Here is a 20,651-nt window from a genome sequence, read left to right on the forward strand (position 1 = left end):
GTGCGCTCAAACGCCGCGCGGGCTATCTATGGCCCCGCCGGCGTTTGAGGCGCGGGGGTCTGGGGGCGGAGCCCCCAGGGAACGGGCGAAGGGTGGGTAGGGGACCTCCGCCCCGCGCAGCGGCCCACACCGCGCGCCGAACCCACCCGAACGGCACAATGGCGACATGCGTACGCACCGCGCCACCGCAGTGGCCGGGGCCGCGATACTGCTGGCCGTCGGCACGGCCGCGGCGGAGCCGACCCCTCCCCCGCCCCCCAAACCCCGCATCAGCGACGCCGCCGTCGCCAAGGCCGTGGCCGGCCTCGACGCCGCCGTCGCGGACGTGATGCGCCGCACCGGCATCCCCGGCGTGGCGGTGGCCGTCGTCCACCGCGACAAGGTGCTCTACCTGAAGGGCTTCGGCCTCCGCCGCACCGGCGAGTCCGCCAAGGTCGACCCGGACACCGTCTTCCAGCTCGCCTCCGTCTCGAAGCCGATCTCCTCCACCGTCGTCGCCGGCGCCCTCAAGGACCCCGACGCCTGGGACGAGCCCCTCGCCTCCTCCCTCCCCGGCTTCGCCCTGAAGGACCCCTGGGTGACCTCCCACGTCACCCCCGCCGACCTGTTCTCCCACCGCAGCGGCCTCCCCGACCACGCCGGCGACCTCCTGGAGGACCTCGGCTACGACCGGTCGTACATCCTCGGCCACCTCCGCGAGGAGCCCCTCACCCCCTTCCGCTCCAGCTACGCCTACACCAACTTCGGCCTCACCGCCGCCGCCGAGGCCGTCGCCCGCGCCCACGGCACCACCTGGCAGAAGCTCAGCGCGGACACCCTCTTCAAGCCCGCCGGGATGACGCACACGAGCGCCGAGTTCTCCGCCTTCGCGCACGCCCCCGACCGCGCCTACGGCCACGTGAAGACGGGCACGTCGAAGAACGGCGCCGGCATCTGGAGCCCCCGCTACGTGCGCGACCCCGACGCCCAGGCCCCGGCCGGCGGGGTCAGTTCCACCGCCCGCGACATGGCCCGCTGGCTGCGCCTCCAGCTCGGCGACGGCGTCCTCGACGGGAAGCGGATCATCCCCGCCGACACCCTGAACCGCACCCGCCTGCCCGAGATCGTCTCGCAGGCCGACACCCTGCGCGGGGTCCCCCAGTTCTACGGGCTCGGCTGGAACGTCAGCTACGACGACGCCGGCCGGCTGCGCCTGGGCCACTCGGGCGGCTTCGAACTCGGCGCCAACACCAACGTCACCCTGCTCCCGCTCGAACAGCTCGGCATCGTCGTCCTGACCAACGCCGCCCCGGTCGGCCAGGCCGACACGATCGCCCTGGACTTCTTCGACACCGCCGAGCACGGCAAGCCGACCGCCGACTGGCTGGCCCTGACCGGCGCGCTGTACGCGCAGGAGCTGAACGAAGGCCACCGCTCCCGCACCGACTACGCGCACCCGCCCGCCGCCGCCGAGCCCGCCCGCGAGGCCGGCACCTACACGGGGACCTACCGGAACCCCTTCTACGGCCCCCTCACCGTCACCGCCGACGCCAAGGGCGCCCTGACCCTCTCCCTCGGCCCGAAGCCCCTGCGCTTCCCCCTCACCCACTACGACGGCGACACGTTCAGCTTCGAGACCGCCGGCGAGAACGCCGTCGGCCGCACCGGGGTGTTCTTCTCCGACGGCACGGTCCGCATCGAGTACCTGGACGCCGAGCACCTGGGCACCTTCACCCGGAAGTAGCCGCCTACCCTGGTCCCGATGAGCCGCAGATCCCACATCCCGCCCGCACCCCTCCCCCAGCAGGACGGCATCGACCCGGTCCGGATGCGCCTTCCCCCCGACCCCGGGGGACGCTGGCCGCACCTGGGCGACTACCTGACCGAGCGCTACGCCGGCACCCGCGGCGCCGAGTCGATGGCCCGGCTGCTCGCCGGCGGCCGGGTGCTCGGCGAGGGCGGGCGGGTGCTGCGGCCGCAGGACCCGTACGAGCCCGGGGGCTGGCTCTGGTTCCACCGGGACATGCCGGCCGAGCCGCCCGTGCCCTTCCCCCTGCGCGTCGTCTACCGCGACCGGCACCTGCTGGTGGTGGACAAGCCGCACTTCCTGGCGACCACCCCGCGCGGCAGCCACGTCACGCAGACCGCCCTGGCCCGGCTGCGCCGGGAGCTGGACCTGCCCGCGCTCAGCCCGGCGCACCGCCTGGACCGGATGACGGCCGGACTGGTGATGTTCAGCATCCGCCCCGAGGACCGCGGCGCCTACCAGCTCCTCTTCCAGCAGCGGCGGGTCCGCAAGGAGTACGAGGCCCTCGCCGCCTACGACCCCGGCGTCACCCTGCCCCGGACGGTGCGCAGCCACATCGAGAAGGTCCGCGGGGTGATGGCGGCGGTCGAGGTACCGGACGCCGAGCCCAACGCCGAGAGCCTGGTCGAACTCACCGGGACCCGGGGCACGGTGGGCCGCTACCGGCTGACCCCGCACACGGGCCGCACCCACCAGCTGCGGGTGCACATGAACGGCCTGGGCCTGCCCATCCTGGGCGACCCGGTCTACCCGGTGGTCGCCGAGCCGGCCGACCCGTCGGACTACCGGCGTCCGCTCCAGCTGCTGGCCCGGACCCTGTCCTTCACCGACCCGGTCACGGGTCTCGTCCACCGGCTGGAGACGGGGCTGACCCTCCAGGCCTGGGACGACCCGCAGGGCTGGGAAGCCGGCCCCACCCCCGGACAGACGGCCTAGCGCGCCACCCCGGCGATCCGCAGCGCCGCGTCCGCGGCGGCCTCCGCGAAGGCCGCCACCGGGCGGGCCGGGTCGGAGCGGCGGATCAGCATGACGCCCTCGATCAGGCCGAAGACCAGGTCGTTGCGCAGGGCCAGTCCGGACGTGTCCCCGGCCAGTTCGGCGCCGACAGGGGTGGCGTGGAGCAACGCCCGGTAGTTGTCGCGCAGTTCGTCGCGCATCCGCCGGAAGCGGCCCAGCCGGGGCCGGTCCAGCTCGGGCAGCAGGTAGAGGGCGCCCAGGTTGTACGGCCCCCCGCACAGCAGGAGCACGTCCGAGCGGCACAGCTCCCACAGCCGACGCGCGGCGGGGCGGTCGGTCTCGGCCAGCAGCCGGCGGGAGAGCACGAGCGAGGGAGCCACCGTGGACTCCAGGAGTTCGGCGAGGAGTTCCTCCTTGCCGCCGAAGTAGTGGTACATCGTGGCCTGGCGCATTCCGGCCCGTTCGGCGACCGCCCGCGTGGTGGTGGCCGCGTATCCGCGTACGGTGAACAGCTCGGCCGCCGCGCAGAGGAGTTCCTCGCGCGGCGGCCGGCCGCTCGACGGTCTCAGCTGATCAGCACGCGGACGGCCGACCCGTCTCGGCCCTTCGCCCGTTCCCCCACTCATGATCCGATCGTCGCACAGGACACCACTGAACGATCATGGCAAGAGATGAGATCCGGCCATCGACGGCTTCGGAGGAAGCCCCAAAAAGGGCTACCCGACCGAGCTGTAGGCCACTACGCCCCGCAGCAGGGCGTCGACGGCCTTGCGCGCGTTCTTCGCCACCGTGCTCCCGCCCGCCGAGGACGGCGGGGCGGTGGAGGCCGGCGCCGCCGCCGCGATCTGCCCGAGGACGTCGATGACCTGCTTGCACCAGCGCACGAAGTCGCCGGCCGGCATCTCCGCCTCGCGCAGTACCTCGTCCAGGCTCTTGTCGGAGGCCCACTGGTACGCCGCCCACGCGAAGCCGAGGTCCGGCTCGCGCTGGCCCACGCCCTCCGCCTGGTTGATGCGGTGCTCCTCCTCCAGGGCGTCGAGCCGGCCCCAGATGCGGACCATCTCGCCCAGCGCCGCCTTCGCCGGACCGTTCGGCACCTTCGGCGGGGCCGCGTCGTCGGACTGACGGGCCTCGAAGACCAGCGCCGAGACGCAGGCGGCCAGTTCGGCCGGGTTCAGCCCCTCCCAGACCCCCTCGCGCAGACACTCCGAGGCCAGCAGGTCGAGCTCGCCGTAGAGCCGGGCCAGCCGCTTGCCGTGCACGGTGACCTCGTCCTCGCGCAGGTAGTCCAGCTCGGTCAGCAGCGCGTGGATCCGGTCGAAGGTGCGGGCGATGGTGTTCGTCCGGCCCTCGATGCGCCGCTCCAGCTGCTGTGTGTCCCGCTTCAGCCGGTGGTAGCGCTCGGCCCAGCGGGCGTGGTCCTCCCGCTCGTCGCAGCCGTGGCAGGGGTGCGCCCGCAGCTCGGCGCGCAGCCTGGCGATCTCGCGGTCGTCGGCCGCCTCGGCCCGGCCGCGCCGGTGCCGCTCGGGGTGGACGTGCCCGGCCTTGTTGCGCAGGGCGGTCGCCAGGTCCCGGCGGGACTGCGGGGAGCGCGGGTTGAAGGTCTTCGGGATCCGCATCCGGTCGATGGCCTCGACCGGCACCGGGAAGTCGATCGCGGCGAGCCGCTTGACCTGCCGCTCGGCGGTGAGCACCAGCGGGCGGGGGCCCTCGGCGTACTCGTACCCGCGGTGTCCGTGGACCCGCCCGGCCGGCACGCCCGGGTCGAGGACCAGGGCGAGGCCGGCGAACTTGCCGGTGGGGACGTGGATGATGTCGCCGGGCTTGAGCCGCTCCAGCGAGCCGGCCGCCTGGGCGCGGCGCTGCGCCGCCCCCTGCTTGGCCAGTTCGGTCTCGCGGTCCTTGAGTTCGCGGCGCAGCCGCGCGTACTCCTCGAAGTCGCCGAGGTGGCAGGTCATGCCCTCGCGGTAGCCCTCCAGGCCCTCCTCGTTGCGCTGGACCTGGCGGGAGATCCCGACGACCGAGCGGTCGGCCTGGAACTGTGCGAAGGAGGTCTCCAGCAGTTCGCGGGAGCGGTGCCGCCCGAACTGGGAGACCAGGTTGACGGCCATGTTGTACGAGGGCCTGAAGCTGGAGCGCAGCGGATAGGTGCGGGTGCCGGCGAGTCCGGCGAGCTGCACCGGGTCCATGCCGCGCTGCCAGAGCACCACGGCGTGGCCCTCGACGTCGATGCCGCGGCGTCCGGCCCGGCCGGTGAGCTGGGTGTACTCGCCGGGGGTGATGTCGGCGTGCTGTTCGCCGTTCCACTTGACGAGCTTCTCCAGGATGACCGTGCGCGCGGGCATGTTGATGCCCAGGGCGAGGGTCTCGGTGGCGAAGACGGCCTTCACGAGGCCGCGGACGAACAGTTCCTCCACGACCTCCTTGAAGGTGGGGAGCATGCCCGCGTGGTGGGCGGCGATGCCGCGCTCCAGGCCTTCGAGCCACTCGTAGTAGCCCAGGACGTGGAGGTCCTCGGCGGGGATGGAGGCGGTGCGCTCCTCGACGAGCTCGCGGACCTTCAGCCGTGCGGTGTCGTCGTTGAGCCGCAGGCCCGCGTACAGGCACTGCTGGACGGCGGCCTCGCAGCCGGCCCGGCTGAAGATGAAGTTGATCGCGGGCAGCAGGTCGTCGTTGTCGAGGCGGGCGATGACCTCGGGGCGGCCGGGGGTCCAGATCCGGCTGCGGGAGCGGCGTTCGCGCTCGCGGTCGGCCTCGCGGACCATCTTGCCGCGCCGCCGGTCCTTGGGGCTGTAGGTGCGGCTGTTCTCCTCGCGGGCCATGCGCAGGAGGTCGGGGTTGACCTCGCGGCGGGCGGAGCCGCGGCCTCCGTGGTCGGACTCCTCCTCGAAGAGGTCGTAGATCCGGCGGCCGGCCATGACGTGCTGCCACAGCGGTACGGGCCGCTCCTCGGAGACGATCACCTCGGTGTCGCCGCGCACGGCGTCGAGCCAGTCGCCGAACTCCTCGGCGTTGGAGACGGTGGCGGAGAGCGACACCAGGGTCACCGACTCGGGGAGGTGGATGATCACTTCCTCCCAGACGGCGCCGCGGAACCGGTCGGAGAGGTAGTGCACCTCGTCCATCACGACGTAGCCGAGCCCGCTCAGCGCCTGGGAGCCCGCGTACAGCATGTTGCGCAGGACCTCGGTGGTCATCACGACCACGGACGCGTCGCCGTTGACGCTGTTGTCACCGGTCAGCAGGCCGACCTTGTCGGCGCCGTAGCGCTTGACGAGGTCGGCGTACTTCTGGTTCGACAGCGCCTTGATGGGCGTCGTGTAGAAGCACTTGCGCCCCTGCTGGAGGGCGAGGTGCACGGCGAACTCGCCCACGATGGTCTTGCCCGAGCCGGTCGGGGCGGCCACCAGGACGCCTTTGCCGGCCTCCAGTGCCTTGCAGGCCTCGACCTGGTACGGGTCCAGGTCGAATTCGTACATGTCGCGGAAGGGGGCCAGGGCGGAGGCCTCTTCGGCGGCGCGGATCCGGGCAGCGGCGTACCGCTCGGCGGGTGAGAGTTCTTCGGTCATCTTGCTGTCGAGCCTACCCGCCGCCTCCGACAACAGTCGCGATCATTTAAGTGATCAGCCTGAGGGCCCCGGGAGCGCATTCGGCGGTCACCGGGAGGGGGCCGAGGGGTTCCCCGTCGGCGTAGGCGGTCAGGTCCGGTGCCTCCAGGACGACCTTCGCGGCCCGGTGGACGGTGACCGCGGGGTGCGTGAGGTGCGTGCCCTTGTAGACCTGCGGGAACACCTTCAGCAGGGTCGCGCGGCTGCAGTCGCCGACGATCGTGACGTCGAAGAGCCCGTCGTCGGGCACGGCGTCCGCGCAGATGCGCATCCCGCCGCCGTACGAGGAGCCGTTGCCGACGGCCACCAGCGTGGCCTCGGTCTCGATCACGGGCCCGTCGTCGAGGGTGATCCGGTAGGGCACGGGCCGGAAGGCGGCCAGCTCGGCGAGGATGGCCAGGTCGTACTTGAAGCGGCCCAGCGGCAGCCGCATCCGGTTGCCGCGGTCGTTGACCCGCGAGTCGAAGCCGGAGCACAGCACGGTCCCGTACCAGGTGTCCGCGACCCGGCCGAGGTCGGTCTCGCGGATCCGGCCCTCCTTGAGGGCCTCGGCGGCCAGCCGGCCCGCCCGGGCAGGTTCCCGTACGGGCAGTCCCATGGCCCGCGCGAAGTCGTTGCCGGTGCCGGCCGCGACCACGCCGAGCGGTACCAGGGTGCCGGCCAGGGCCTGGAGGGCGAGGGAGACCATCCCGTCGCCGCCCACCGCGATCACGGCGCCGGTGCCCTCGCGGACGGCGGCGCGCAGCCGGGCCAGGGCGTCGGCGGCGTCCGTGCCGACGACGGTCCGGACCGAGAATCCGGCCTCCCGGAGCGCGGAAGCGGCCGGCTGCGCGGCGTGCGCGCCCCGGCCGCGTCCTGCGGTGGGATTGACGAAGAGGGTGATCTCCGCACTCATCACCTGGGCCCCCTCCCAGCGGTAGCTGGGGGAGAATCTACAGGTCAGGTGGCGTCGTCGTAACCGTTGATCTGGCGGCGTCCGCCGTCGGACTGCTCGGGCAGGACGGAGGGGGCCGGGGCCGTGTCCGTCGCGCCGATCGACGAGGGGGTGAGGTCCAGGTCCGAGGCCTCGTCGTCGTCGAGGTCGGCGTCCGGGTTGGCGCGCCGGCGACGGCGGTCGTTGAGGAGGCAGATCCCGAGGGCGAGGAAGTAGAGGGCCACGATCGGCGAAGCCAGGGTCAGCATGGTGACCGGGTCGCCGGTGGGCGTGGCGAAGGCCGCGAAGATCGTGATGCCGAGGACCATGGCCCGCCACCAGCTGGCCAGCCGCTTGGCGCTGAGCACTCCGGTGAAGTTCAGCAGGACCAGGATCAGCGGGAGCTCGAAGGCGAGGCCGAAGACCACGACCATGCGCGTGACCAGGTCGAGGTAGTCGTCGACCGGCAGCAGGTTCTTGACGTGGTCGGGGGTGAAGCCGAGGAGGATCTCCGCGGTCTGCGGGAGGATCTTGTACGCGAGGACCGCGCCGGCCAGGAACAGCGGCGCGCCGACGGCGACGAAGCTGAGCGTGTACCGCTTCTCGTTCTTGTGCAGGCCGGGGGCGGCGAACGCCCACAGCTGGTAGAGCCAGACCGGTGCGGACAGCACCAGGCCCGCGGAGAGGCCGACCTTCAGCGCGATGGAGAAGGGCCCGGTCAGGCCGTTGGCGGTCATCTCGGCGCAGGGGGCGCCGTTGCTCTGGTGGGTGGCCCCGTTGACGCAGCCGACGGAGGAGAGCATCGGCTCCAGCAGGAAGTCGATGATCGGCCGGAAGTAGTACGCGGCGACGATCGTGACCACGACGATCGCCAGCACCGACTTCAGCAGGCGGTTTCTCAGCTCACGCAGGTGCTCGACGAGCGGCATCCGCCCTTCGGCGTCCTTCGGAAGCCGATCTCGTTTCTCCTGCTTGCGGGCAGACTTGAGCAACCCACGTCCCTTGTCTCGTTGCAAATGACCGGCGTGCTGGGGGTGACCCCCCGGGGCTCAGCCCTGGGTGGTGCGGCCCGGCTCGCCGACCGGACGGGAGCTGGTGACGTCGCCGGGCGCGGCCTGGATGGTGCGCGGGGCCACGGGCTGCTGGGCGTCGGCGGCCGGGGCGGCGGCGGGCGCGTCGTCGGCCTCGCCGTCCTTCTTCATGGCCTTGGCCTCGCTCTTGAGGATGCGGGCCGACTTGCCGAGCGAGCGGGCCATCTCGGGGAGCTTCTTGGCACCGAACAGCAGCACGATGACAGCGATGATCAGGAGGATCTCAAGGGGCTTCAGATTGCCGATCATGTGTGTCTTCCTTCTCACCGAGACGGCTGGTTGTGGTGGCCTCGCGATACCGGAACAGACGTCCGGCACCTCTCTGACATGGATCGTAACCCCCGAGGGTTAACGCCCGGCAATCCCCGGGGGTGTCCGCGCTTGACTGCGGCTCCGAACGGTACGGGTCCGCCCCCACGGTTTCCATATCCTGAGGACTACATGCTGGTGAAGCTTCCCTCGCGGCGTGCCGCTCCGGCCAGGTCGGTCGCGGCCCGCTCCAGGTCACCCGAGGCCTCGGTGATCCGGCGGCTGGCCAGGGCCACCTGCCCCGAAAGCCGCCGCACCTCCCGGAAGACCCGCAGGGCCTGCACGGACAGGACGGCGACCCCGAGGAATCCCAGGGCAATCGCAAACATCGGCCACAGCATGGGACGAGCCTAGCGCGCCCGTCTCACAGGCTGCGCAGGGTGCTCACTCCCCCGCCGGTCAGCAGCTCCACGATGCGCTCACCGGCGGGTTTGCGGACCTGGGCGGCGCACTCGGGGCAGGTGAAGGAGTAGAAGGTGGTCCGCCGGCTGCCGCCGATCGCCAGCCGCAGGGCGTCCGCCGCGAGCTCGAAACGCGCCCGGCACTCGGGACAGGCGGCCTTGAAGGTGACCGGTTCCGGACCGGAAGATGGCGACATCTCTCCGCTCTCCCTCTAGACCTGTTCCCCGTACCCCGCGAGTGCTTCTGTGGCGGCCCTGCGGGCGCTCTGTGCCAGCTCCGGGGGCGAGACGATCCGGCCGTCGCGGCCCAGGCGCAGCGCCAGGCGGCGCAGGGAGGCCGGGTCGGGGCTGCGCAGCACGATCCGCAGGCCCCCGTCGGAGAGCTCCTCGGCGCTGTCGTGCGGGTAGTACTCGGCCACCCAGCGGCCGCCGGGGCCGACCTCGACGACCACCTCCGGGTCCTCGGCGGCCGGCTGGACCAGGCCCTCGGACAGGTCGCGGGGCTCGATGGCCGGCGGCTCGGCGCGCTCGTCGAGGAGGCGGATCTCGGCCACCCGGTCCAGGCGGAAGGTGCGCCGGGCCTCCGAGAGGTGGCACCACCCCTCCAGGTAGGTGTGCCCCACCGCGAAGAGCCGGATCGGGTCGACGGTGCGCTCGGTGAGCTCGTCGCGGGCGGGCGAGTAGTAGCGCAGCCACAGCCGGCGCCGCTCGGAGATGGCCCGGTCGACGTCGGCGAAGACCCCGCCCTCGGACTCGAAGGTCACCGACAGCCGGGAGCTGGCCCCGGCGGCCTCGCCGGCGGCCGCCTCCAGCTTGGCGGTGGCCCGCAGCAGTGCGTCCCGGTCGCTCTCGCGCAGGCCCGGCAGGGTCGCGACCGCCCGGGCGGCGACCAGCAGGGACGTGGCCTCGTCGGCGGCCAGGCGCAGCGGCTCGGCGGTGGACTCCCCCGAGGCGTCGGCGTTGTGCCACCAGATGCGGTCGCCGTCGGTGTCGATGTCGAGCAGGTCCCCGCCGCGGAAGCTGGTGCCGCACATGGGCAGCACGTCGAGGTCCGAGATCAGCTCGTCCTCGGTGATCCCGAAGGCGCGGGCGACGTCCGCGACGTGCGCTCCGGGGCGCTCGCGCAGGTAGGTCACCAGGGACAGCATCCGGCGGGTCTGGTCGATGGCGTTCGCGGCCATGCTGGTAGGTCTCCCCCTCAGGGCGTTGCTAGTGAAGTTCCGGTCAGCCCTGGGCGACGGCGCGCAGCCGGTCCACCACGTCGGCCCGCAGGTCGGCGGGTTCCACCACCACGACGTCGGGGCCGAACTCCACGAGCCAGGCGTCCAGCCCGTGCCCGTACGGGATCTCCAGCTCGTCCCAGCCGTCGGTGCCCTCGCGGACCTCGGTGGCCTTGGCCCGCAGCGGATAGCCGGCCCCGGCGCGCAGCCGGATCAGCGCCGAGCGCTGGGCGCCCTCGCCGGCCCAGGCCGCGACGGTCTCCCGCACGGTCACCACGTCCGGTACCCCGGCGGTGTACTTCCCGGCGCGCGAGCGGACCTTGCCGGTGATCCGGGAGAGCCGGAACACCCGCTCCGCGCCGCGGTCGCGGTCGTAGCCGGCCAGGTACCAGTGGCCCCGCCAGCACTCCAGGGCCCACGGCTCGACCTGGCGCGGCTCGGGCCGGGCGGCGTTGGACTTGCGGTAGTCGAAGACCACGGGCCGGCGGTCGCGGCAGGCCAGCATCAGCGGCTCGAAGGCCGCCTCGTGGACGGGGATGCGCGGCTCGATCGCGCTGTGCTGGCCCTCGTACGGGTCGCCGGCCTCCGGCATCCCGCCGGCGCGCAGCTTCTGCAGCGCTCCGCTGGCCGCGCCCGCGAGGCGGGCCTGCTGCCAGACCTTGGCGGCCAGCCCCAGGGCGGCGGCCTCCTCGGTGTCCAGGGAGACGGGCGGCAGCCGGTTGCTGTCGCGGCGGGCGAGGTAGCCGGTCTCGCCCTCCAGGTTCTCCACCGTCTCGATGACCAGGCCGAGTTCCCGCAGGTCGTCCTTGTCCCGCTCGAACATGCGGTTGAAGGAGTCGTCGTTCCCGGCTTCCAGGTAGGCCTCGATCGAACCGCGCAGCTCACGCTTGCTGAGGGGACGTCGGGTCCCCAGCAGACACAGCGCCAGGTTCATCAGCCGCTCGGCCTTGGCAATCGCCATCGACGCCCTTCCCCCACTTCCAGGACACACACGCTCGTGACCGTTGACCGTACCGCCAAGGCGCTCCCGGACAAAAGCGAGGGCCCCCGCCTCACGGCGGGGGCCCTGCGCGGTGACAGCCCGTGGATCAGGCGGCCATCAGGTCGCAGACGAAGATCAGCGTCTCGCCCGGCTTGATGGCGGCGCCCGCGCCGCGGTCGCCGTAGGCGAGGTGGGCGGGGATCACCAGCTTGCGGCGGCCGCCGACCTTCATGCCCTGGATACCGCGGTCCCAGCCGGTGATGACCTGGCCGGCACCCAGCTTGAACTGCAGCGGGGAGCGGCGGTTCCAGGAGGCGTCGAACTCCTCGCCGGTGGAGTAGGCCACGCCCACGTAGTGGACGGAGACCATGGAGTTGGCCTTGGCCTCGGCGCCGTCGCCCACCCAGATGTCCTCGATGACCAGGTCGTCCGGGACCGGGAAATCGGGGAAGTCGATCTCGGGCTTTTCGAGCTTGTCGCTCACGGAACTGCTCCTCATGCGTACGAATGCGGGCCCCTCACCGCGGAGGCGGAAAGGGGCGACCTCACCAGTCTTACACTGCTCCGACGATGTCCACGACGAAGACGAGGGTGGAGTTGGCCGGCAGGTCCTCGCCCTTGGCCTGGTCCTTGTAGGCCTGCTCCGGCGGGATCACCAGCAGGACGCGGCTTCCGACCTTCTTGCCCACGAGACCCTTGTCCCAGCCCTCGATGACCTGGCCCTCGCCGATCTTCGTCGAGAACGGGGCGCCCGTCTTCCAGGAGGTGTCGAAGAGCTTGGCGGAGTCCTTGCCGGCGTTCGGCGCCCAGGCCGCACCGCTGTACTGCATGTACACGGTCTGGCCGGACTTGACCTCCGCGCCCTTGCCCTCGATCAGGACCTTGTCGACCAGCTCCTTCGGCGGGTCGTTCTTCGGGATCGTGATCGTCGCGGCCTTCTCCTCGTCGGCCTTGACCTGCGGCAGGTCCGACGGGATGGGGGCCTGGGTGCCCTCGGCCTTCTTCGGCATGACCGTGTCGAGGTCCATCACGAAGACCAGGTTGTCCTTCGGGCCCACGCCCAGCTGCGGCTGGCCCTGGTCGCCGAAGGCCGCGGCCGGCGGGGCCACGACCAGCAGACGGCTGCCGACCTTCTTGCCGAGGACGGCGTCGCTGAACAGCGGGAGGATCTGCTGCGAACCGGCCGGGACGACGACCGGCTGGCCGTCCTTGTCGTAGGAGCCCTGGAGCTCCTTGCCGCTCTTCCAGACCTTGCCCGTGTACTTGGTGACCACGAGATCGTCCTTCTTGATCTCCGGGCCGGTGCCGTCCTTGAGGACGTTCACCACGAACTTGCCGCTCGGCTCACCCTTGGGGATGGTGATCTCGGCCTTCTTGCCCGCGTCACCGGCCACCGTCGGCATCGGGTCGGCCGACGCGACCGGCTTCGGCACCTCGGCGGGCTTGGAGGCGTCGGCGGAGGGAGAGGAGTCCTTCTTCTTCCCCGAGTCGTCGCCCCCTCCGCAGGCTGCGGTGAGCATCAGAGCCGGCACGATGAGCGCGGCAGCAAGTCGGCGTCGCACAATGGTCCTCAGGGTCGCTGGAATGGTCCGTCGTAGCGGCCCACTCTACGGGCTGGCCCCTGCGCCACAAGGCTCTGGCATGCGAAGACCCCGCACGCGCACGCGTACGGGGCCCCCTGCCGGACCGGTCACATACCGGCGATGAGCTTCTCCACCCGGTCGTCCACCGACCGGAACGGGTCCTTGCACAGCACGGTGCGCTGCGCCTGGTCGTTGAGCTTGAGGTGCACCCAGTCCACGGTGAAGTCCCGCCGCTGCTCCTGCGCCCGGCGGATGAAGTCACCGCGCAGCCTCGCCCTGGTGGTCTGCGGGGGCACCGACTTGCCCTCGAAGATCTTCAGGTCGTTGCAGACCCGCTCGGCCTGTCCCTTGCGCTCCAGCAGGTAGTACAGGCCGCGCCGGCGGTGGATGTCGTGGTACGCGAGGTCTATCTGGGCGACCCGCGGGTTGGACATGGTCATGTTGTGCTTGGCCCGGTAGCGCTCGATCAGCTGGTACTTCATGACCCAGTCGATCTCGCGGCCGATCCGGTCCAGGTCCTCGGCCTCGATGGCGTCGAGGGTGCGGCCCCACAGCTCCAGCACCCGCTCCACGACGCCGGTGCGGATCCCCCGCCGTTCGGCGAAGTCCAGCGCCTTGTCGTAGTACTCGCGCTGGATCTCCAGGGCGGAGGCCTCGCGGCCGCTGGCCAGGCGCACCTTGCGCTGGCCGGTGATGTCGTGGCTGACCTCGCGGATCGCCCGGATCGGGTTCTCCAGGGTCAGGTCCCGCATCACCGTGCCCGCCTCGATCATGCGCAGGACGAGGTCGGTGGCGCCGACCTTGAGCAGCATGGTCGTCTCGGACATGTTGGAGTCGCCGACGATCACGTGGAGGCGGCGGTAGCGCTCCGCGTCCGCGTGCGGCTCGTCGCGGGTGTTGATGATCGGCCGGGAACGGGTGGTGGCGGAGCTGACGCCCTCCCAGATGTGCTCGGCCCGCTGGCTGACGCAGTAGACCGCGCCCCGGGGGGTCTGCAGCACCTTCCCCGCGCCGCAGATCAGCTGGCGCGTCACGAGGAAGGGAATGAGGATGTCCGCCAGACGGGAGAATTCACCGTGCCGGGCCACGAGGTAGTTCTCGTGGCAGCCGTACGAATTGCCCGCCGAGTCGGTGTTGTTCTTGAACAGGTAGACGTCGCCCGCGATTCCCTCCTCGTGCAGGCGGCGTTCGGCGTCGACGAGCAGGCCTTCGAGAATGCGCTCGCCGGCCTTGTCGTGAGTGACCAGTTCGGTCAGGCTGTCGCATTCGGGAGTTGCATATTCCGGATGCGATCCCACGTCGAGGTACAGGCGGGCGCCGTTCCGCAGGAAGACATTGCTGCTGCGGCCCCATGACACAACACGGCGGAAGAGGTAGCGCGCCACTTCGTCAGGAGACAGTCGGCGCTGTCCCCTGAACGTGCACGTGACGCCGTACTCGTTCTCCAGCCCGAAAATGCGGCGGTCCATGACTGAACATTACGCCTTCTGCCCTCTTCTGAAACCGGGTTCGAGAGCGGCGTTCGGATCAGTTTTTGATCAACTGCTCCGCGGAAGCCCCTTCGGAGCCCGCCACGGCCCGGCTGCGGCCGCCGCCGGCCAGCACGGACTGAGTGGCCGTCAGGACCAGCAGGGCGGCCACGCCCGCGCCGCCCGCCACCGCGAAACCGGCCGTCGTCCCGCCCAGTTCCACCGCCGGACCGGCCACCGCCGTGCCGAGGGCCGCGCCCACCCCGAAGAAGGTCACCAGCCAGGAGAAGGCCTCGGTCACCGTGCCCGCCGGAGCGTGCCGGTCGACCACGATGAACGCACAGGCCAGCGAAGGCGCCAGGAACACGCCCGACAGCGCGGCCAGCGCCGTCATCGCCACCGGCCCGACGCTCAGCATCAGCGGCAGGTAGCCCACGGCCAGCAGGCCCACCAGCAGCCGCAGCCGGCGCTCCGGGGCCCCCGCCCACTGCCGGCCGCCGTAGACCACACCGCCGACCAGTGCGCCCAGGCCCAGCGCCGCCATCAGCCAGCCGTACACCGCCTGGCCGCCGTGCCCGTCCGCGTACGCAACGGCCGCCACCGCGATCGAGCCCAGCGCCATGCCGACGAAGAAGAATGCGCCCAGCAGCGCCAGCAGCCCGCGCGAGCGCAGCGCGCCCAGCCAGTGGGCCTCGCGCGGGGCGGAGCGCCAGGTGCGGGAGGGCTCGGAGAGGATCACCATCAGCACGCCCACGACGCCCACGCCGTTGAGCACGAGCAGCGCCACGGCCGGCGACCACAGGGCGACGCACAGGGTGACCAGCAGCGGGCCGACCGTGTACATGATCTCCTGGGCCACCGCGTCCATCGCGTACGCGGCGTGCACCCGCTCCTCACGGCCGCCGAGCACCGACGGCCACAGGGCCCGCAGTCCGCCCTCCAGGGGCGGGGTGAACAGGCCGGAGACCAGCACCGCCGCGTAGGCGGCGGCCATCGAACCCGTGCCGGCGACGGCCAGCCACACCATGCCCAGCGCCGAGACCAGCGCGGCCGGAAGCTGCACCCGCGGCTGCCCGTACAGGTCCACCGCCCGGCCCAGCAGCGGCTGCCCCACGGCGTTGGCCAGCCCGTACGCGGCGGCCAGCGCGCCCGCGAGGCTGTAGCTGCCCCCCTCGGAGCGGATGAAGAGGACGATCGCGATGGCGGCGGTGCCGTTCGGCAGCCGGCCCAGCAGCGTGCCCGCCAGGAGCCTCGCCGCGTACCGGGTCCTGAGCAGCTCCGCGTATCCCGCGGCCATGTGCGCCCCCTTCTGCCCGGACTCTCCGCCGGGGTAATACGTATAACTCGACCCGTCATACGTACCATGGCCGCAGACCCGGGGTCCACCCCGCGGACCAGCCCCACCCGCCCCACCTGGCACTTCAGGAGTTTCCTGTGACGAGACCCACCAGCCGCGACGTCGCCACCGCCGCCGGGGTCTCCCAGGCCACCGTCTCCCTCGTCCTCGGCGACAAATGGCGCGGCCGCGTCTCCGAACGCACCGCCGCCCTCGTCCGCGAAGCCGCCTCCACCCTCGGCTACCGCCCCAACCTCGCCGCCCGCAACCTGCGCCTCGGCAGCACCCGCACCGCCCTCCTCGTCGTCCCCGCCCTCACCAACGAGTTCTTCGCCCGCGTCTACACCGGCGCCGCCCGCGTCGCCGCCGCCCACGGCTTCGGCGTCGTCCTCTACCCCTCCCCCGACGGCACCGGCCCCGCCCGCGACCCCTTCGCCTCCGCCCGCGCCGCCCTCGACGGGGTCATCGCCTCCTCCATGGCCGCCGGAGCCCTCGACGCCATCGGCGGCGACGACCTCCCCCTCGTCATGCTCGACAGCGACCCCGCCTCCGGCCGCGCCGCCGCCCACGTCAACCTCGCCATGGCCGACGGCGTCCGCCAGGCCGCCGAACACCTCCTCGGCCTCGGCCACCGGCGCCTCCTCCACCTCGCCGCCGACGTCGACACCTGGACCTTCCACATCCGCGCCCGCGCCCTCGCGGACCTCCTGGGCCCCGGCACCGAGCTGCGCACGGTACGGGCCGCCCTCAGCGTGGACGCCGCCCGTACGGCCATGGAGACGGCCCTGACGGCCCCCGGGGACCGGCCCACCGCCGTGCTCTGCGACGACGACGTCCTGGCCGCCGGCGTCTGCAAGGCCGCCCGGCGCCTGGGCCTGCGCGTCCCGGAGGACCTCTCCGTCACCGGCATCGACGACCTCGGCCTGGCCACCGCCGTCGAACCCGAGCTCACCACCGTCCGCCTGCCCGCCGAGCAGGTCGGCGAACAGGGCATGACCGCCCTCCTCGCCGTCCTGGAGGGCAACCCCTGGACCGCCCCCGACATCCCCGTCGACCTCGTCGTCCGCGACTCCACGGGCCCCGCCCCCGCCCCCTGACACGGCGAAGGCCCCGGCCCGCCCCCGTGCGGGGCGGGCCGGGGCCTCCCGGACTCCCACCGCTACTCGGCGTCGTCCTCCGGCGCCTCGTCGTTCGACACGGCATCCACCTGGGCGGCGGCCGGAACCTCCGCCTCCAGCAGCCGCGCCAGCTGCCGGCCCCGGATCCGCTTGAACTTGCGCTGCTGCGACCGCGTACGGTCCAGCACCGCGACCTCCAGCCGCTCCGCCGGGATGGCCTTGTCCGCCCCGCCGGCCTGGCTGGACAGCGCCTGCACCGCCAGCTTCAGCGCCTCGGACAGGTTCATCCCGTCCTGGTGCCGCTGGTCGAGGTAGTTGCTGATCTGCTCCGCGTTGCCGCCGACCGCGACCGAGCCGTGCTCGTCCACGATCGAGCCGTCGTGCGGCAGCCGGTAGATCTGGTCCCCGGCGGCCGTCGCACCGACCTCCGCCACCACCAGCTCCACCTCGTACGGCTTCTCGCCGGCCGAGGAGAAGATGGTGCCGAGGGTCTGCGCGTAGACGTTCGCCAGCCCACGCGCCGTCACATCGTCACGGTCGTAGGTGTATCCGCGCAGATCGGCGTAGCGCACGCCACCGATCCGCAGGTTCTCGTACTCGTTGTACTTGCCGGCGGCCGCGAAGCCGATCCGGTCGTAGATCTCGCTGAACTTGTGCAGCGCACGGGACGGGTTCTCGCCGACGAACACGATGCCGTCGGCGTACTGCAGCACGACGAGGCTGCGGCCGCGGGCGATGCCCTTCCGGGCGTATTCCGCCCGGTCGGCCATGGCCTGCTGGGGTGACACATAGAACGGAGTCGACACCGGTTGTCCGTCCCTTTCTTCTGGGCGACGAGAGGACTGGTCAGAGCAGGGCGGCGCGCGGACCGTCGGGCTCCTGGAGCCGGCGGTCCGTCACCTTGCGGGCGAGCGACTGCGACTCGTCCTCGTCCAGCCTGCGGAAGCCCTCGTCGGTGATGACGGTGACGATGGGGTAGATGTGGCGGTACAGGTCCGGCCCGCCGGTCGCCGAGTCGTCGTCGGCGGCGTCGTACAGCGCCTGCACGACCAGCGTGGTGGCCTGCTCCTCCGTCAGGTCGGGGCGGTAGAGCTTCTTCATGGAGCCCCGGGCGAAGATGGAACCGGAACCGGTGGCGGCGTAGCCGTGCTCCTCGGAGCGGCCGCCGGTCACGTCGTAGGAGAAGATCCGGCCCTTCTCCTTCGCCTCGTCGTACCCCGCGAACAGCGGCACGACCGCCAGCCCCTGCATGGCCATCCCCAGATTGCTCCGGATCATGGTCGAGAGCCGGTTCGCCTTGCCCTCCAGCGACAGCGTCGCCCCTTCGACCTTCTCGAAGTGCTCCAGCTCCAGCTGGAACAGCTTGACCATCTCCACGGCCAGGCCGGCCGTACCGGCGATGCCCACCGCGGAGTACTCGTCGGCCGGGAACACCTTCTCGATGTCCCGCTGCGCGATCATGTTCCCCATGGTCGCGCGCCGGTCACCGGCGAGGACGACCCCGCCGGGGAAGGTCGCGGCGACGATGGTCGTCCCGTGCGGGGCCTCGACGATCCCCTCGGGGAGCTTCCGGTTGCCCGGCAGCATCTCGGGCGCGTGCGCGCCCAGGAAGTCCATGAAGGACGACGACCCCGGCGTCAGGAAGGCTGCCGGTAGACGCCCTGTGCCACGAGTGTTGGGTTCCACAGGTTTCCTTCCACGTATGCGGCTGCACGCCCTGTGACGTCCGGCCGATCTTGAACTACGCCCCGGACCCTACCCGTCCGATGATCGTGATCCGTCGGGACCCGGGGCCCGCTCCAGGGTGGGAGCCAGCGCCCCACGACGCCGGCACGACACCGGACGGCTCTCGTGGACATACCCCCACCCCAGCAAATGACCTTCGATTCGAAGATCAAATGGTGTTACTGGCCACCCTTTTGCACGAAGGACCGCACGAAGTCCTCGGCGTTCTCCTCGAGCACATCATCGATTTCGTCGAGTACCGAGTCGACGTCGTCCGAGAGCTTCTCCTGCCGCTCCTTGAGGTCGGACTGCGCTTCCGCGGCCTGCTCCTCGACCTCCTCGGTCGAGCGAGTGGCCTTCTGCTGTCCGCCGCCGGTGTCCTTGGTCGCCATGTCTACCTCACCCCGCTCGGTTCGCACGCTCACACGGAGAGACCCCGGGATTCGGGACCTCTCAAGATCAGACCCTATGCCGGACCCTACAAGGAGGGTCCGACATTCGTCCCCGTACTTTCACAACGTCCGGCTGCTTTCATGATTCCCTGACCGGAGGCTTTTCAGGCCCGCTCACTGTCCCGAAAGCACCCGCACCAGGTCCTCCGCCGTGCGGCAGCGGTCCAGGAGCTCCTTGACGTGCTTGCGGGTGCCCCTGAGGGGCTCCAGGGTCGGGACCCGCTGGAGGGAATCGCGGCCCGGGAGGTCGAAGATCACCGAGTCCCAGGAGGCCGCCGCGACGTCGTCCGCGTACTGCTCCAGGCAGCGGCCGCGGAAGTACGCCCGGGTGTCCTCCGGGGGCTTGCTCTCGGCCCGCTCCACGGCCGGCTCCTCCAGCAGCCGCTTCATCTTCCCTCGGGCCACCAGGCGGTTGTACAGCCCCTTCTCGGGGCGCACGTCCGAGTACTGGAGGTCCACCAGGTGCAGCCGTGCCGCGTCCCAGCCCAGTCCGTCGCGCCTGCGGTAGCCCTCCAGGATCTCCCGCTTGGCGATCCAGTCCAGCTCGCCCGCCAGGCTCATCGGGTCGGTCTCCAGCCGGCCCAGCACGTCCTCCCAGCGGCTCAGGACGTCCTTGGTCTGCTCGTCGGCGTCGGCGCCGAACCGCTCGTCCACGTACTTCCTGGCCAGCTCGAAGTACTCCATCTGGAGTTGTACGGCGGTCAGGGTGCGCCCGCTGCGGAGCGTGATCAGGTGCCGGAGGTCCGGATCGTGGGAGACCTGGTGCAGGGTGCGCACCGGCTGGTCCACGGCCAGGTCGACGCTGACGAACCCGTCCTCGATCATGGACAGGACCAGCGCGGTCGTGCCCAGCTTGAGGTACGTGGAGATCTCGGAGAGGTTCGCGTCCCCGATGATCACGTGGAGCCGGCGGTACTTCTCCGCGTCCGAGTGGGGCTCGTCGCGGGTGTTGATGATGGGGCGCTTGAGGGTGGTCTCCAGCCCGACCTCGACCTCGAAGTAGTCCGCGCGCTGGCTGATCTGGAAGCCGTGCTCGCGGCCGTCCTGGCCGATGCCGATCCGGCCGGCGCCGGTGACCACCTGGCGGGAGACGAAGAAGGGCGTCAGGTGGCGCACGATGTCCGAGAAGGGGGTCTCCCGCTTCATCAGGTAGTTCTCGTGCGTGCCGTAGGAGGCGCCCTTGTTGTCCGTGTTGTTCTTGTAGAGGTGGATCGGCTGGGCCCCGGGCAGCTGGGCGGCCCGCTCGGCGGCCTCGGCCATGATCCGCTCGCCGGCCTTGTCCCAGAGCACCGCGTCGAGGGGGTTGGTGACCTCCGGCGAGCTGTACTCGGGGTGCGCGTGGTCGACGTAGAGCCGCGCCCCGTTGGTGAGGATGACGTTGGCGAGGCCGATGTCCTCGTCGGTCAGCTGGCTGCTGTCGGCGGCCTCGCGGGCGAGGTCGAAGCCGCGGGCGTCCCGCAGCGGGTTCTCCTCCTCGAAGTCCCAGCGGGCGCGTCGCGCCCGGTGCATCGCCGCCGCGTAGGCGTTGACGATCTGGGACGAGGTGAGCATGGCATTGGCGTTCGGGTGGCCCGGAACGGAGATCCCGTACTCCGTCTCGATCCCCATTACTCGCCGTACGGTCATGCGGCCCTCCTTGCCCGGCGGCGCTCCCGTTCGGGGCGGCGCTCAAGTACCGCTGGTGCTCCGGTGCGTCATGTG

At 71.5% G+C, this 20,651-nt stretch carries 19 protein-coding genes and 1 pseudogene; 3 read left to right on the forward strand and 17 right to left on the reverse strand.

Annotated elements, in window-relative coordinates:
• Positions 1-166 precede the first annotated feature (166 nt).
• Both AB0F18_RS09520 and AB0F18_RS09525 read left to right on the forward strand, forming a co-directional pair.
• Positions 167-1,723 carry a serine hydrolase gene (locus AB0F18_RS09520; RefSeq protein ID WP_362056699.1) on the forward strand — a complete coding sequence of 519 codons (1,557 nt, stop codon included), beginning with the start codon at positions 167-169 and terminating at the stop codon, positions 1,721-1,723.
• 18 nt (positions 1,724-1,741) lie between these two features.
• Positions 1,742-2,722: a pseudouridine synthase gene (locus AB0F18_RS09525; protein ID WP_362056701.1), complete on the forward strand. Its 981-nt coding sequence runs from the start codon at positions 1,742-1,744 to the stop codon at positions 2,720-2,722.
• On the opposite strand, the gene AB0F18_RS09530 is transcribed toward AB0F18_RS09525, so the two are convergent.
• The 13 genes and pseudogenes from AB0F18_RS09530 to AB0F18_RS09590 all read right to left on the reverse strand — a co-directional run bounded on the left by AB0F18_RS09530 (position 2,719) and on the right by AB0F18_RS09590 (position 15,616).
• Positions 2,719-3,369, reverse strand: a complete 651-nt coding sequence (locus AB0F18_RS09530; RefSeq protein ID WP_362056703.1) for a helix-turn-helix domain-containing protein — start codon at positions 3,367-3,369, stop codon at positions 2,719-2,721. The genes AB0F18_RS09525 and AB0F18_RS09530 overlap by 4 nt on opposite strands.
• Positions 3,370-3,459: 90 nt before the next feature.
• Positions 3,460-6,312, reverse strand: coding sequence for a DEAD/DEAH box helicase (locus tag AB0F18_RS09535; protein WP_362056705.1), 2,853 nt, complete (start codon positions 6,310-6,312; stop codon positions 3,460-3,462).
• Positions 6,313-6,358: 46 nt separating this feature from the next.
• The gene (locus tag AB0F18_RS09540) at positions 6,359-7,246 is read right to left on the reverse strand and encodes a diacylglycerol kinase (protein WP_362056708.1); all 888 of its coding nucleotides are present in this window, start codon (positions 7,244-7,246) and stop codon (positions 6,359-6,361) included.
• A gap of 44 nt (positions 7,247-7,290) precedes the next feature.
• Complete coding sequence (gene tatC, locus AB0F18_RS09545) at positions 7,291-8,256, reverse strand: twin-arginine translocase subunit TatC (protein WP_362056711.1); 966 nt, start codon at positions 8,254-8,256, stop codon at positions 7,291-7,293.
• 57 nt (positions 8,257-8,313) lie between these two features.
• The gene (tatA, locus tag AB0F18_RS09550) at positions 8,314-8,604 is read right to left on the reverse strand and encodes a Sec-independent protein translocase subunit TatA (RefSeq protein ID WP_362056714.1); all 291 of its coding nucleotides are present in this window, start codon (positions 8,602-8,604) and stop codon (positions 8,314-8,316) included.
• A gap of 188 nt (positions 8,605-8,792) precedes the next feature.
• Positions 8,793-9,005, reverse strand: a complete 213-nt coding sequence (locus tag AB0F18_RS09555; RefSeq protein ID WP_362056717.1) for a hypothetical protein — start codon at positions 9,003-9,005, stop codon at positions 8,793-8,795.
• Between the two features lie 23 nt (positions 9,006-9,028).
• Positions 9,029-9,262, reverse strand: coding sequence for a hypothetical protein (locus AB0F18_RS09560; protein WP_362056720.1), 234 nt, complete (start codon positions 9,260-9,262; stop codon positions 9,029-9,031).
• Between the two features lie 15 nt (positions 9,263-9,277).
• Positions 9,278-10,246, reverse strand: coding sequence for a WYL domain-containing protein (locus AB0F18_RS09565; RefSeq protein ID WP_362056723.1), 969 nt, complete (start codon positions 10,244-10,246; stop codon positions 9,278-9,280).
• Positions 10,247-10,289: 43 nt separating this feature from the next.
• Positions 10,290-11,246 carry a WYL domain-containing protein gene (locus AB0F18_RS09570; protein ID WP_362056726.1) on the reverse strand — a complete coding sequence of 319 codons (957 nt, stop codon included), beginning with the start codon at positions 11,244-11,246 and terminating at the stop codon, positions 10,290-10,292.
• Positions 11,247-11,373: 127 nt separating this feature from the next.
• Entirely contained in the window at positions 11,374-11,766 is a 393-nt protein-coding gene (locus tag AB0F18_RS09575; protein WP_362056729.1) for an FKBP-type peptidyl-prolyl cis-trans isomerase, read from the reverse strand.
• Between the two features lie 55 nt (positions 11,767-11,821).
• Positions 11,822-12,829 carry an FKBP-type peptidyl-prolyl cis-trans isomerase gene (locus AB0F18_RS09580; RefSeq protein WP_362056731.1) on the reverse strand — a complete coding sequence of 336 codons (1,008 nt, stop codon included), beginning with the start codon at positions 12,827-12,829 and terminating at the stop codon, positions 11,822-11,824.
• Positions 12,830-12,957: 128 nt separating this feature from the next.
• Positions 12,958-14,319, reverse strand: a complete 1,362-nt coding sequence (gene pafA, locus AB0F18_RS09585) for a Pup--protein ligase (RefSeq protein ID WP_079425272.1) — start codon at positions 14,317-14,319, stop codon at positions 12,958-12,960.
• A 9-nt stretch (positions 14,320-14,328) separates the two neighbouring features.
• Positions 14,329-15,616, reverse strand: a pseudogene (locus tag AB0F18_RS09590) (MFS transporter).
• Between the two features lie 137 nt (positions 15,617-15,753).
• Between AB0F18_RS09590 and AB0F18_RS09595 the strand changes: the two are divergent.
• Complete coding sequence (locus AB0F18_RS09595) at positions 15,754-16,752, forward strand: LacI family DNA-binding transcriptional regulator (protein WP_362056734.1); 999 nt, start codon at positions 15,754-15,756, stop codon at positions 16,750-16,752.
• 62 nt (positions 16,753-16,814) lie between these two features.
• Here AB0F18_RS09595 and prcA read toward each other — a convergent pair whose 3' ends face one another.
• From prcA to dop, 4 genes are all read right to left on the reverse strand, one after another.
• A complete protein-coding gene (gene prcA / locus AB0F18_RS09600) occupies positions 16,815-17,579 on the reverse strand; it encodes a proteasome subunit alpha (protein ID WP_362056737.1) in 765 nt (254 codons plus the stop codon).
• 40 nt (positions 17,580-17,619) lie between these two features.
• Positions 17,620-18,459: a proteasome subunit beta gene (prcB, locus tag AB0F18_RS09605; RefSeq protein ID WP_362056740.1), complete on the reverse strand. Its 840-nt coding sequence runs from the start codon at positions 18,457-18,459 to the stop codon at positions 17,620-17,622.
• A 218-nt stretch (positions 18,460-18,677) separates the two neighbouring features.
• Complete coding sequence (locus AB0F18_RS09610) at positions 18,678-18,890, reverse strand: ubiquitin-like protein Pup (RefSeq protein WP_042803062.1); 213 nt, start codon at positions 18,888-18,890, stop codon at positions 18,678-18,680.
• Positions 18,891-19,064: 174 nt separating this feature from the next.
• On the reverse strand, positions 19,065-20,576 hold the full coding sequence (gene dop / locus AB0F18_RS09615) for a depupylase/deamidase Dop (protein ID WP_362056743.1): 1,512 nt from the start codon (positions 20,574-20,576) through the stop codon (positions 19,065-19,067).
• Between the last annotated feature and the right edge of the window lie 75 nt (positions 20,577-20,651).

The organism is Streptomyces sp. NPDC029216 (assembly GCF_040648015.1).
Lineage (GTDB): Bacteria > Actinomycetota > Actinomycetes > Streptomycetales > Streptomycetaceae > Streptomyces.

Bases quoted from the DNA above. Each gene is read 5' to 3' on its own strand.
- tatA (WP_362056714.1), bottom strand. From the start codon at position 8,604: ATGATCGGCAATCTGAAGCCCCTTGAGATCCTCCTGATCATCGCTGTC.
- AB0F18_RS09530 (WP_362056703.1), bottom strand. From the start codon at position 3,369: ATGAGTGGGGGAACGGGCGAAGGGCCGAGACGGGTCGGCCGTCCGCGT.
- AB0F18_RS09610 (WP_042803062.1), bottom strand. From the start codon at position 18,890: ATGGCGACCAAGGACACCGGCGGCGGACAGCAGAAGGCCACTCGCTCG.
- AB0F18_RS09560 (WP_362056720.1), bottom strand. From the start codon at position 9,262: ATGTCGCCATCTTCCGGTCCGGAACCGGTCACCTTCAAGGCCGCCTGT.
- AB0F18_RS09575 (WP_362056729.1), bottom strand. From the start codon at position 11,766: ATGAGGAGCAGTTCCGTGAGCGACAAGCTCGAAAAGCCCGAGATCGAC.
- dop (WP_362056743.1), bottom strand. From the start codon at position 20,576: ATGACCGTACGGCGAGTAATGGGGATCGAGACGGAGTACGGGATCTCC.
- AB0F18_RS09565 (WP_362056723.1), bottom strand. From the start codon at position 10,246: ATGGCCGCGAACGCCATCGACCAGACCCGCCGGATGCTGTCCCTGGTG.
- AB0F18_RS09570 (WP_362056726.1), bottom strand. From the start codon at position 11,246: ATGGCGATTGCCAAGGCCGAGCGGCTGATGAACCTGGCGCTGTGTCTG.
- AB0F18_RS09540 (WP_362056708.1), bottom strand. From the start codon at position 7,246: ATGAGTGCGGAGATCACCCTCTTCGTCAATCCCACCGCAGGACGCGGC.
- AB0F18_RS09525 (WP_362056701.1), top strand. From the start codon at position 1,742: ATGAGCCGCAGATCCCACATCCCGCCCGCACCCCTCCCCCAGCAGGAC.
- AB0F18_RS09520 (WP_362056699.1), top strand. From the start codon at position 167: ATGCGTACGCACCGCGCCACCGCAGTGGCCGGGGCCGCGATACTGCTG.
- pafA (WP_079425272.1), bottom strand. From the start codon at position 14,319: ATGGACCGCCGCATTTTCGGGCTGGAGAACGAGTACGGCGTCACGTGC.
- AB0F18_RS09535 (WP_362056705.1), bottom strand. From the start codon at position 6,312: ATGACCGAAGAACTCTCACCCGCCGAGCGGTACGCCGCTGCCCGGATC.
- AB0F18_RS09555 (WP_362056717.1), bottom strand. From the start codon at position 9,005: ATGCTGTGGCCGATGTTTGCGATTGCCCTGGGATTCCTCGGGGTCGCC.